The 12343-nt window shown below is 58.6% G+C and carries 9 protein-coding genes and 1 pseudogene; 5 read left to right on the forward strand and 5 right to left on the reverse strand.

Translation table 11 applies throughout. The annotated features are described in order from the left end of the window. The coding region (locus C9413_RS17590; protein ID WP_170250692.1) for an efflux RND transporter permease subunit at positions 1–2918 on the forward strand (2918 nt) is incomplete at its 5' end. Between the two features lie 3 nt (positions 2919–2921). On the opposite strand, the gene C9413_RS17595 is transcribed toward C9413_RS17590, so the two are convergent. The 4 genes from C9413_RS17595 to C9413_RS17610 form a co-directional block, all read right to left on the reverse strand. Further along, the gene (locus C9413_RS17595; protein WP_039845735.1) at positions 2922–3929 is read right to left on the reverse strand and encodes an acyltransferase; all 1008 of its coding nucleotides are present in this window, start codon (positions 3927–3929) and stop codon (positions 2922–2924) included. Between the two features lie 45 nt (positions 3930–3974). Next, the gene (locus C9413_RS17600) at positions 3975–5240 is read right to left on the reverse strand and encodes an O-antigen ligase (RefSeq protein ID WP_039845736.1); all 1266 of its coding nucleotides are present in this window, start codon (positions 5238–5240) and stop codon (positions 3975–3977) included. Positions 5241–5251: 11 nt separating this feature from the next. Then, positions 5252–6472: a polysaccharide biosynthesis/export family protein gene (locus tag C9413_RS17605; RefSeq protein ID WP_223844021.1), complete on the reverse strand. Its 1221-nt coding sequence runs from the start codon at positions 6470–6472 to the stop codon at positions 5252–5254. A gap of 121 nt (positions 6473–6593) precedes the next feature. Next, positions 6594–7274: a sugar transferase gene (locus C9413_RS17610; protein WP_039845737.1), complete on the reverse strand. Its 681-nt coding sequence runs from the start codon at positions 7272–7274 to the stop codon at positions 6594–6596. A 769-nt stretch (positions 7275–8043) separates the two neighbouring features. Here C9413_RS17610 and C9413_RS17615 point away from each other — a divergent pair. Further along, positions 8044–8331 carry an exopolysaccharide production repressor protein gene (locus C9413_RS17615; RefSeq protein ID WP_039845738.1) on the forward strand — a complete coding sequence of 96 codons (288 nt, stop codon included), beginning with the start codon at positions 8044–8046 and terminating at the stop codon, positions 8329–8331. A 134-nt stretch (positions 8332–8465) separates the two neighbouring features. Continuing rightward, entirely contained in the window at positions 8466–9467 is a 1002-nt protein-coding gene (locus C9413_RS17620; RefSeq protein WP_039845739.1) for a glycosyltransferase family 2 protein, read from the forward strand. 6 nt (positions 9468–9473) lie between these two features. Here C9413_RS17620 and C9413_RS17625 read toward each other — a convergent pair whose 3' ends face one another. Continuing rightward, the gene (locus tag C9413_RS17625; protein WP_039845740.1) at positions 9474–10433 is read right to left on the reverse strand and encodes a glycosyltransferase family 2 protein; all 960 of its coding nucleotides are present in this window, start codon (positions 10431–10433) and stop codon (positions 9474–9476) included. Positions 10434–10959: 526 nt separating this feature from the next. On the opposite strand from C9413_RS17625, the gene C9413_RS17630 reads away from it, so the two are divergent. Together C9413_RS17630 and C9413_RS17635 are read left to right on the forward strand one after the other, a co-directional pair. Further along, entirely contained in the window at positions 10960–12078 is a 1119-nt protein-coding gene (locus C9413_RS17630) for an acyltransferase (RefSeq protein WP_039846901.1), read from the forward strand. A gap of 3 nt (positions 12079–12081) precedes the next feature. Next, positions 12082–12343: pseudogene (locus C9413_RS17635) on the forward strand (1,3-1,4-beta-glycanase); the annotation flags it as partial.

Here is a 12343-nt window from a genome sequence, read left to right on the forward strand (position 1 = left end):
CCGACGGGTCGATGTCCCTGCACATCCCCCTCAAGCGCGGCACCGATCTGGATACGGCGCAGGTTCTCGTCCAAAACCGGGTAGCGATCGCCGAGCCGCGCCTGCCCGATGAGGTTCGCCGCAACGGGGTCACCACCGCGAAGAGTTCGCCCGACCTGATGATGGTCGTGCATATCCTGTCTCCGAACAGCCGCTACGATCAGCTTTACGTTTCAAACTACGCCCGCAGCCGCATCCGCGATGTGCTGGTGCGTCTCGACGGCGTCGGAGACCTCACCATCTTCGGCGAGCGCGAATATGCCCTTCGCATCTGGCTCGATCCGCAAAGGCTGGCCGCTTACAGCATGACCCCGAACGATGTGGTGGCTGCCTTGCGCGAACAGAACGTGCAGGTTTCGGGTGGCTCGATCGGCGGGCCGCCGGCTTCGGGCATAAACGCATTCCAGTACACCGTGACGACGCAGGGCAGGTTCTCCGATGCGCGGCAGTTCCGCTACGTCAGTGTGGAGGCGAGGGAAGCCGGACGACGTGTAACGCTGCAGGCCAGCGTCCGCATCGAGCTCGGGGCCAAGGAATACGTCACCAACAGCTACCTCGACGGCAAGCCGGCGGTGGCGCTCGGCATCTTCTCGCGTCCGGGCACAAACGCGCTGGCTACCGCCGCCGAAATCAAGGCGAACATGGAAGAGCTCGCCAAGGATTTTCCTCCAGGGCTGGCTTACAACATCGTCTACAATCCGACCGAGTTCATTTCCGAGTCGATATCAGAGGTCTACAAGACCATTTTCGAAGCGGCCGTGCTGGTCGCAATTGTGGTGCTGGTCTTTCTGCAGTCTTGGCGCACGGCCATCATCCCCATCGTCGCGATCCCGGTGTCGCTGATCGGCACTTTCGCTTTCCTGCTCGCCTTCGGCTTCTCGCTCAACATGCTGACGCTCTTCGGGCTCGTGCTCGCTATCGGCATCGTGGTAGACGATGCGATCGTCGTCGTCGAGAACGTCGAGCGAAATCTGGCCAAGGGCATGACGCCGAGGGAAGCGGCGCATGTGACCATGGACGAGGTCGGAACGGCGGTCATCGCCATCTCCCTGGTACTCATCGCCGTGTTCGTCCCAACGACCTTCATCCCAGGCATTACCGGCCAGTTCTACCGGCAGTTTGCGGTGACGATCTCGGTCGCAACGGCAATCTCGGCGGTCAATTCGTTGACTTTGTCGCCAGCCATCGCTGCGCTCGTGCTGCGGCCGCACGAAGAACATGCGAAGGAGACGCGAAATCCGTTCACGCGACTGGGCCGCGGCCTCGCCAACGGCTTCAATCGCGGTTTCGAGGGAATGAGCAACGGCTACTCATGGATTGTTCGCCGTACCGTTTCGACAAAGACTGCTCTGTTCTGTGCACTGCTGGTATTTGCGGGACTGCTGGGATCGACCTACTACATGGGTCGAATCGTCCCCAGTGGCTTCATCCCCAATATGGACCAGGGCTATGCAATCGTCGTCCTCCAATTGCCCGAGGGCGCCTCGCTCAACAGAACCGATGCCGTCGTGCAGCAGGCGGCGGAAGTCATCCGCAACACGCCCGGCGTCTCAAACGCGGTGGCCTTTGCAGGCTTCAGCGGCGCCACCTTCACCAACGCGTCCAATCAAGGCGTTGTCTTTGCACCCTTCGACACCTTCGAACACAGGCTTGAGCAGGGTCTGAGCGCTGGCCGGATCATCGGTCAGCTCTACCAAAACCTGCAGAGCATCCAGGAAGCCTTCATCATTGCCATCCCGCCGCCGTCGGTCAGGGGTATTGGCAATTCCGGCGGCTTCAAGATGCAGCTGATGGACCTGGAAAGCGGCGACATGCGGCGCGTTCTGGCCCTTGCCCAGCAGATGATGGGTACCGCCAATCAGACACCCGGGCTGACCGGCGTCTTCACGACCTTCTCCGAATCGAGCCCGCAATTTTTTCTCAATATCGATCGCGACAAGGCACGCATGCTGAACGTCCCGATCTCGAACATATTCGATACGCTCTCGATCAATCTGGGCACATCCTATGTCAACGACTTCAATGCTTTCGGCAGGGTCTATCAGGTGCGGGCGCAGGCCGATCAGGAATTCCGCCTCGAGCGGGACGACATCCTTGCCCTGAAGGTCCGCTCGGCGACGGGCGCGCTCGTGCCGTTGGGAACCCTCATCGAGGTTGAGGACCGGAGCGGTCCAGCGCTTGTCCAGCATTACAATATGTATGTTTCGGTACCGCTACAGGGCAATCCGGCGGCGGGTGTGTCGACCGGCACCGCCCTCGACAGCATGGAGAAGATCGCGGGTTCGCTACTGCCCTCGGGAACGACCTTCAACTGGACCGAGCTCGCCTTTCAGGAACGCGGCACAGGCAATACGGCCATCTATATTTTCGCGCTTTCGGTGATCTTCGTCTTTCTGGCGCTGTCGGCGCAATATGAAAGCTGGGTGCTGCCGCTTGCGATCATCCTGATCGTGCCGCTCGCGATCCTTGCGGCGCTCTTGGGCGTGCATCTTCGCGGGATGGACAACAACATCCTGACCCAGATCGGCCTCATCGTGCTGATCGGCCTTGCGGCAAAGAACGCGATCCTCATCGTTGAATTCGCGAGGCAAGCGGAAGAGGACGGTAAGACGCCGGTGGAGGCGGCGATCGAGGCCAGCCATCTGCGCCTGCGCCCGATCCTGATGACGGCATTCGCCTTCATCTTCGGCGTCGTGCCTCTGATGATCGCGACGGGGCCAGGCGCGGAAATGCGCCAATCGCTCGGTACTGCCGTCTTCTCGGGCATGCTTGGCGTTACGATCTTCGGCCTCTTCCTGACCCCTGTTTTCTACGTCGTGCTGCGCGCGCGCCGCCGCAAAGTGGCGCCGAAAGGACAACCGGTCGAAGAAACAGGTTGATCATTACGAAGGGCGCTGCTCAAGCGGGCGGCGCTTGGGTGCTTCGTTGGACAGGAGCTTGCGCAGCGGCTTCTCGACTATCTCATAGGCCGCAATTCCGAGCAACGTTCCACCGCAAATGGCCGCAAGCACGGCAATTCCGCCCGGAATTTTGAGAATTCCTGCAACCTTGATGGCAACCGATACCGCAAACGTATGCCACAGATAGATGGAATAGGACGCATCACCGAGATAGGTGAGCAGCGGCACGCGGCCGATGCTGCCGTCGGACTCCAGCGAGACCATGCCGAACACCAGCGCCATCGCCAGCGGTCCGCATATGAATTCGTCGAACCCGGCACCCATCAGGTGAATCGCCGCAAAACCGCACAGTGCGGCGCCGACGCAGCCAAGCCCGAGACTATTGCCGGCGGTCCAGCGCCGCAACCACAGTTCGGCAATGAAGACGCCGCCGAGGAACTCCAGGATCATTGGCCGCGTATAGGTGGCGAGCATCGGCGAAGACGGCTTCCAGATCAGGCCGACCACGAAGAAGAAGCCGAACGCAACGGAGAGGAAAGGCAGCCGCCATTGGCGCGGCAGGAACAAGGCGCCGGCAAATAGGACATAGAAGAACATCTCGAAATTGAGCGTCCAGCCCTGAACCAGGATCGGCCAGATCTCGCCGGTGCTCGGCGAGTGCATAGGAACAAAGACGAACGAGGCCAGGACGTGGCCTGCGTCGAGCTGCAGGTTCGGAAACAATCCTGCCATCGCTCCGCCGATCATGATGAGCGTCACCAGCCAGTATGAGGGTGCGATGCGGCGGATGCGGTCAATAAGGAAGCGATGCGGCGTCAGCGGCTTGCGGTCGCTAATCACCCACATGATGAAGCCGCTGATGACGAAGAAGACGTCGACGCCGGCAGCGCCGATCGTGAAGTGCCCGCCACTTCGTTCAGCCGCATGGAAAACGACGACGGCCAGTGCCGCAAAGGCACGCAAATATTGGATCCCGTAGAGGGTCTTCATGCATATCCCTCGTTGCGCCGCTTTTTTGCGGCGTACGTGCAAAAATCAGGAACGAACAGGCTTAGCAGATTGGTAATGGTGCAGGCCGGCCATCGCCGAGCGCTGGCGCGCGCCGACAAGCTTGCCCGCGGAAAAATAAAGAAGGAAGGTACCGACGTTATAGGGCGTCAAAACGTCGATCTCCACGAAAGAACGGATCAGAAGCAGCACGGTGATGCCGAAAAGGAAATAGGATTCATCGTTGCGCACATCCTCGATCAGCCGGCGCAGATGCCCCCAAAGCGTCGCGATGATCGTAACGGCAAGGATGAGCACGCCGATCAGACCGAGTTCAACGGCCGTCTCGATGTAGGTATTATGAAAATGGAAACCGGCTCGCGAGGCGATGAAGAATTCCTTCCATAGCCGCTCAGGCTCTGCGAAGCCCTGAACCCAATAAGCCTGATAGCCGATGCCAATGGCCGGGTTCTGCGCCGCAGCCCCAATACCTTGTTGCCAAAGATAGGTGCGGCCCGTCAGGGTCGAATCCTTGCCGAAGATGCCCAAGACCGCGTCGACAGCGCCTAGATAGACGCCCGCCACCACCAGGATGACAGCCGCGACGCCGCCGCCGACCACCAGCAGCTTGCGTTGTTGCGGCGACAGCATGAGCACGACACGAAACCCTATCAGCAGGGCAACGACCGCCGCCGTCGTGATGACTGAGGTGGCGGATTGGGAGGCAAGCAGGCAATAGGCCGCCATAAGGCCGACCATGCCCGACGTCATCAACCAGAAGCGCCGCTCGCCGTAAATGAAGACGGCGGCAAAGGCGAAGATGATGCCCAGTGAGGCATAAAAGCCGAGCTGGTTCTTCGATGCGAAGGCGCCAACGAAACTGTAGGTCCCGTCCAACACGTCATATTCGTAGTAGCCGAAGAGGATCGAAAACAGCAGCACGATCGCCGCGCCTGCCACGACGCCGAGCGTCAGGGTGCGGACATCAAGCACGCGCACGGCAATCAGCGCGCAGACCACCTGCGTCAGGTACTGGATGCTTGCCCTCAGCGACACGCTTGGCACGGCGGACCAGAAGACGGAGAGGAAGGCGAAAACGGCGAAGGCGAACAGCCAGATGAAGCGGCTATAGCTGCCGAGCACCTTGCGATAATTGACGGCGACGAGCGGCAGCCACAAGGCATAGTAAAACAGGATCGCCACCTGCCCGAAGCGGATCGAGTAAGCAAAGCAGAAGAGAGAAAGCGCAACCGCCGGAATGGCGTAAAGCTCGTTCTCACCTGGCTTTATCAGCACCGATTTGGCGATCCGCATGCGGGTCTCCGCTATCTCATCGCAACCCCGGCCGTGACCCTGATCAGGTCGCCCGGTTGCAATGTGCTATTTTCCGTGGCCGGAACTTCCTTCGACTGGCCGTCAACCTCGCGCACAAGGGAATAGCTGATGCTGGCGGCATTTTGAGGGTCGAAACGCGCTGCATCGTTCGATTGCGCCAATGCTTCCGACATCAGCGCGTCGCTGGTGGCAATCTTCAGGTTGAGCGTGTCGAGTTCGGATTCGGTGTCTTGCAGTTCCTGCGACAGCTTGGCGTCCCAGTCGTTGCGCAGGGTGATCTCGTCCTGATTGGCCTGGCTGATGTCCTGCTTGGCCTTCAAGATGTTCGTATCGATATCGAGAAGGGTAGCCTCGGTATCGGCGGCGCGCTGTTCGGCGGCCATTTTTCGGGCGCTGAGCGCAAGGCCCTTCTCGGCCAGGTTTTCGACCTTGTCGCGGTCCTCCTTGGCAAGCTCGAGCTGGCGCGTCTGTGTTTCTGTCTTCTTGCCGAGAGATTCGATTTCGGCCTGCAACAGCGATTTCAGGTCGTCGAGCGCCTGAAGCTGCAGCGTGAGCCGCTTCTTGCGCGTGTTCATCAACGCCATTTCGCTGGCGAGCAGGGCTTTTGCCTCGGGCAGATCCTTGAGCTCCTGCGGCATTTCGATCGTGTCGCTCTTGGAAGTTTCCGCCTGCAGCCGCGCCTTGCGGGCAATGAGCCGGTTGCGCTCCGTCGTATAGACGACGGCGTCGCCTTTGGCGTTGATAAAATCGCGGGCAAAGCGCTGGCCGGCATCGGCCCGGCGCAGGCCGCCAGCGATGCTGACGGCCTTCACGACTGTCAGATTGGGTGCGAAGGGATACTCGCCGGGGTTTTCCACATCGCCGGTCAGAAAGACCGGCCGGAACTGGGCAAGCTCGACGGACGCCGACGGCCGGTCCTTGAGGCCGAACTGCTTCTGCAGCGCGGCGCCGATTTCCTTGGCGATTGCATCCGTCGTCTTTCCGGAGGCCGGGAGGTCGCCGACGAACGGCAATGAAAGACTGCCTGAGGGGCCGATCGTGTAATCGCCGCTCACCACCGACCAGTCGCGGATCGCGCCTTCCGCCGTTTGCCATTCGGCAACGCGGATGCGCAGCTTGTCCATGGTGCCGAGCTGGTAGTCGGCAGCCCGGGCAAAGCCGGAGGACCCGATCAATATGCTAAGCCCCGCAACGAAAGCGAGGCCGTGCATAAAGGAATTTCCAAGCAGGTTGCGGCGCAACAGGATTTCTCTCATTCAGTCTTCCTCGTAAATCTGCACGGCAAGCCAAAAGCAGTACCGTACGTTACTTGGCGTATATGGAAGCGGCTTGTCAGTAGCTGCCACGCTGCATGCAGACGGCGGGGATCGTCTGTGCAATGATCTTCACATCGCGGATGAGCGACCAGTTTTCGACGTAGTGGGTGTCGAAAGCCACGCGGGCAGCATAGGACACGTCGTTGCGCCCGCTGATCTGCCAAAGTCCGGTAAGACCTGGACGCGCCTGTAGATAGTAGACGGCCGAAGACTCGTAGAGTTCCAGTTCATCAAGAACGACAGGCCGCGGCCCGACAACGCTCATTTCACCGCGAAGGATGTTGATGAGCTGTGGCAGTTCATCAAGGCTGAGCTTGCGAAGCACGCTTCCGACCGTGGTGACCCGCGGATCGTCTTGCAGTTTTCGCGTTAAACGCCATTCTTCCATCGCCTTTGGATTGTTGCGCAGGTGCTCCTGCAGGACCTTGTCGCCGTTGACGACCATGGTCCGGAACTTCAGGCAACGGAACTCCTGGCCGTTGTGGCCGATACGGCGATGCCCATAGAAAGCCGGCCCCTTGTCGGAGAGCTTTACAAGCAGCATCACCATCAGAAAAATCGGGCTCAGGAAAAGGAGCCCGAGCGAGGCAGCCGTGATATCGAATGCCCGCTTCATGATCCCGCCAGTCGGCGGAAACACATTCGCATGAACCACGCCAAAAAATGGCGTACTGTCCGATCTCGTCGCAGACTTCATAGAGTTAACTCCACTTATGTTTGCCGTTTGGTCGGTAAGCCCAGGCCGCTAAGCTAGCGCTGACGAATGAGGAGTGTATGGGCGGAATTTGTTTTTTTAAGCCACAATTTCATGGCGATTGTGTAACGGCCCGTTTCCGGCGTGTCTTTATCACATTTCTTTTTTTAAGGGTTCTCTAAACTACATATGCAAAGCATGCAATGTTTTTGAATAGACTCTGTGCGGCGCACTAAAGGTCTTGGTGTTTGCTTCGCGTCGCAAAAAGATTGAAGAATAAATCTTTCTACGCCTTTCGGGTGACATTTGCCTAAGCCATGCGGGCACTGCAGAGAGTAGGTCAACTATATTGTCTTATCGCTGAATTTATTGCATCGCACCATCAATTTTGCGCTGCACACTCAAATCGATTTAGATAAAAACTTTGTAATAAAAGTTGAACGCATTTGGCTTTCATGCGTTGGTTCAGTAGGCAAATGTGACGCAAAGTATCGCTTGCAATGTCATAATTGGTACAACCTGAGGTAAAATCGACACATTTGCACCCGAATCCCCGTCACGGCATTCCTTAACGAGGCTTCGTCGATTTTACCCAAAGCCGGAAGGAAACCTTAAACCGAATACTGTAGATAAACAGACGACGGATGAAAAAGAATGCTCTCGTTCGGTTGAAACAAAAGGCCTTCTAAAATATACAAGTAAAGGGTCCTTAGGGAGGACGCCCGATTCAATGACTGTTCATTGAACGAACCTCCCCAAGGGAGGCACGGTTATGTATGCACCTCGCGTTTTTATAAGCATGATCGGCGCTTTGGCCGTTTTTGCGGTTGCGACTTATTGGCTGAACGGCTCACTGACAACGACACTGATAGACACGGTGATCTGTGCCGTTCTACTGCAGTTGGGCTATTTCGGCGGCGTCCTGTTCCTCGTGTGGAAGGAAGCAAAGGCGCGCAACACCCAAGGCAGCACGGCGGCATCCAATATTCCGGCCCGCAGCGACGACAAGGAGAAGATTCCTGTCTCGCCCTTCAACGGTTCCGAGCCTTTGAATCGCTGAAAACAAGGCTTTCCGGGCGGCAACGATAACCGCCAGCCAACCCCGTAATATCTTTTGAAGGTCTTTTGCATTGCCGCAGAAGCGGCGACGTCCTAACTCTTGCGCGAGACAACGGAGGGTAAGACGTGGTTGAAATGGCTAAGGCAAGCGTTTGCGTGATCATCGCCGCCAAGAACGCGGCCGATACGATCAAATTGGCTGTCGCTTCGGCTTTACGGGAAAATGAAGTGGCTGAAGTCGTCGTCATCGACGACGGATCCGGCGATGAAACCGCCGCCGCGGCCAGAGCTGCCGATGACGGCAGCAATCGCCTGAATGTCGTTTCCTTCGAAAAGAACAGAGGGCCATCGGCCGCCCGCAATCACGCGATCGAAATCTCCACCGCCCCACTGATCAGCATACTCGATGCCGACGACTTCTTCTTTGAAGGCCGGTTCAGCCGGATGCTTGCGGACGACGACTGGGATTTCGTCGCCGACAATATCGCTTTCGTCGAGGCAGAGACCGTGACGCGTGCGCCCCAGCAACTCGATCATTTCCTGGACCGTCCGCTGTTTCTCGACCTGGTGGCCTTCGTCGACGGCAATATTTCCAAGCGCGGTGTCCGGCGCGGCGAAATCGGTTTCCTGAAGCCGGTGATGCGGCGCGCGTTTCTCGACGCTCACAGACTGCGCTACCGCGAGGAGATGCGTCTTGGGGAGGACTACGACCTCTACGTCCGGGCCCTGGCCAACGGCGCGCGCTACAAGGTGATCCATAGCTGCGGTTACGGTGCTGTCGTGCGTGGCAACTCGTTGAGCGGCAGCCACCGCACGGAGGACCTCCGCAAGCTCTACGAAGCCGACCAGGCGATCCTGGCGAACTGCAGCCTGACGGCGGAAGCCGCCGCTGCCGTGCGCCGCCACGAGAGCCATGCCCGCGGCAAATACGAACTTCGCCATTTCCTCGATATCAAGAAGCAGTCGGGCGCTGGTGCAGCCTTGCGCTACGCCCTCGCCCATCCTTTCGCCGTTCCGGCGATTGCCGGAGGCATCTTCATGGACAAGACGGAACGTTTCCGCAGCCCCGGCGGCGTCGAGATCGCCACCAGAGGTGCTGGCGGCCTCAGATATCTGCTGCCGTCGTCAGCCGAATAGGAAGCGCTACTTCGAAAGCTTGCCGCCGGCGATCTGCAGAGCACTTGCAAACAGGGCCGGATCACGCCACGCCCAGCGGGCCAGCATCTGGAAGTCCGGCAGGCGCCGCCGGCGCACCAGCCGCACCTGGCTCCAGAGCGCCTGCTTCCGCGCACGGATTTTGTAGGCCTTTATGGTCTCGATCTCCTGCGGACGCTTCAAAAAACGGCTTTCAAGCCGGTCGAGCGCCATCCAGGTGATGAACTGCTGCTTGAGAAACTGCGGTGAATCGTTGTCCACGCCGTGGAAGATGTTGATACCCTCTCCGCGCAAGGCGCCTGCCTCCACGCAAAGAAGCACGCGCCGCGCCGCAAGCATGCAATCGCAAAAGAACAGCACGTCCTCCGCCGCCAGCCGCAGTGCCGCGTCGAAGCGGACCTTGTCGATCAGCGGCCGGCCGATGACCATGCACGACATGTGGAGAAAGGCCCAGTTCTTGAGCATCACGCCGGCAATGTCGGGAATCTCGAGCAACAGCGGGTTCTCGCAAAGGCGCACCGCCTTTTCAGTGGCCTCTAGGTCGGCGATGCTGAAATGATAGTCGAATTCCTCACCTCCGTGGATCGACGCCCAATAGCAGTCGGCATCGAATGTCTGCAGCGCATCATAGGCGTTCTGCAGGTGTTTTGGCGTCCACAGGTCGTCTGAATCGAGGAAGGCTGCAAAGCGCGTTGCCGCCGGAACATTGTCGAGGCCAGTATTGCGCGCCCCGCCCGGTCCCGCATTCGCCTGTTTGACGACCGCAATCCGCGATCGCTGGCCTTCGGCAAGCGGCTCTAGCTCGTTTTCGGCGGGATAAGGCGACTGGTCATCGACGACGATCACATCGAAGTCCTGAAAGCTTTGCGCAAAGACAGAGGCCAACGCGCGGCGCAGAATGCCGTCCTCGCGCTGATAAAAAGGGATGATGATCGTGAAGGTCGCCATTCTTTCTCCTGAACAGTCCGGTGATAGGCACATAGGGTCAAGACTGCGCCCGAGCAAGTTGCTGCACTGCGAAATGATGTAGGTCATTCCGGCCGAAATTTTGTCAAAGCCCACCTGCGATTGTCAAACGGCGATGTGCCTAATAAACCCATGCGGGGAGCGATAGCCACATTTCAGCCACATTCAGACCCCCGGCACCGCGTGAAAACCAATGGATTCCTTCATCAAACGACAAAACTTTCCCATCGCGGCGGGTTTCATCGCCCCCCAGTTTGAATTTATGATGACTTTCCGATATACATTGCCCCATCGGCGTTTCAGTTCCTTCTCTTAGAGCCAAGCCCGATAAGAGCCGTCGCTGAACCGTTCGTATCAGCCGTCCCGAAACGGGATTGCCGATCATTTTTGCTGCAGTGCCATATTTTCTTCCGTAAAAACGCTCTAGCTTTTGGTCTGCGGGCTCGTGTCTGCTCTCGTTGAAAACGGTCGCAAGGGGGGGTGCGACCCAATAGGGGTGACTGATAACGTGAACGTTGACGCCAACGTATCCTCGCGGATCAACCTGATGCGCATCGTGCTCATTTCGGGCATCGTGTTCGTCCATATACCGTTTGACCCTGCCAATACGCCGTTCAACGGAAACTACGGTTTCTTCGACTGGCTGCGGGTCTTCCTGAGCGAAGCTCTCTTCCGTGTCGGGGTTCCCTGCCTCAGCGCCATTTCCGGCTACCTGCTGTTTCGCGGAGGGATGGAAGGCTTCAACTATGTGAAAACCGTGCGCACCAAAGCGCAGACCGTTTTCCTGCCGTTTCTCATCTGGAACACGGCATTCTTCATCGCCGCGCTTGCGATGCTGAGCGTCGGCATCGGTGACGGCTATGTCGTAAGCCCGTGGACCGCATCGGTGCGTGGCCTTCTCAGTCAGCTCTTTGCGGCCGAGGAATTTCCCACCAACATCCCGCTTTACTTCCTGCGCGACCTCTTCGTCTGCATCCTGCTTTCGCCGCTGCTCGCCTGGCTCATCCGGCGCATCCCCCTTTTGACATTGTCGACTTTGTTGCTGCTCGCGCTCATTCCGGAAATGTCGCTCTATATCGTGATCAAGCGCTCGATCCTCTTCAGCTTCGCTTTCGGCATATATGCGAGCCTCTACAACATCGACATCAAGGCGCTCGACCGCTTTGCACCACTTGGCGTGGCGCTGCTGCTTGGCGCTTCGGCGCTGCTTGCAACCGCGATCTACATGAGCGGCCCATCGATGCCGGACTGGGTGGAACTATGCCGCAATGCACTGGCAATCGGCGGGGCTGCCGGCTTCTGGATGCTCTCGGCACCGCTGATCAAGACCCCTCTCGGCCAGCGCCTGGCAAAGACCGGAAGCTTGAGCTTCTGGATCTTCTGCGCCCATTATCCGTTGCTCGTCCTATTCTTCATGATCTGGGGAAAGACAGGCATCGGCTTTTATCCGCTCTTCTTCTGCGGCTCGCTTCTGGTGCTCTTTCCAGTGCTTGCGCTTTCCAACAGCTTTGTGCGCACCAACGCGCCGCGCCTCTACGCCGTTTTGACCGGCGGCCGGACCAAGAAGAGCTCTCAATCCGCTTCCCGCCGGGAAGTCCCGGCAGAATTCGTTCCACAGCAAAGGTGAGACATGACGGCCAAAATCGCCCATGCGCGACTGTTTTGCCAGAGTTTGACGATCGGCGCCCTTATCCTCGGCGCCCTCCCCGCCCATGCCCAGCAGGCGACGGGCAAATCCTTCGTCGATGATTTCGATAAGATCGACCGCAGCGTCTGGTATGTTTCCGACGGCTGGAACAACGGCGCCCACCAGAACTGCACGTGGTCCAAGAACCAGGTGAAGGCTGAAGGCGGCATGCTGCAGCTGACCTTCGCCGAGGGTAAATCCAAGG

It is taken from the genome of Rhizobium sp. SEMIA 4085, from assembly GCF_013004495.1.
In the GTDB taxonomy this organism is placed as follows: Bacteria; Pseudomonadota; Alphaproteobacteria; order Rhizobiales; family Rhizobiaceae; genus Rhizobium; species Rhizobium gallicum.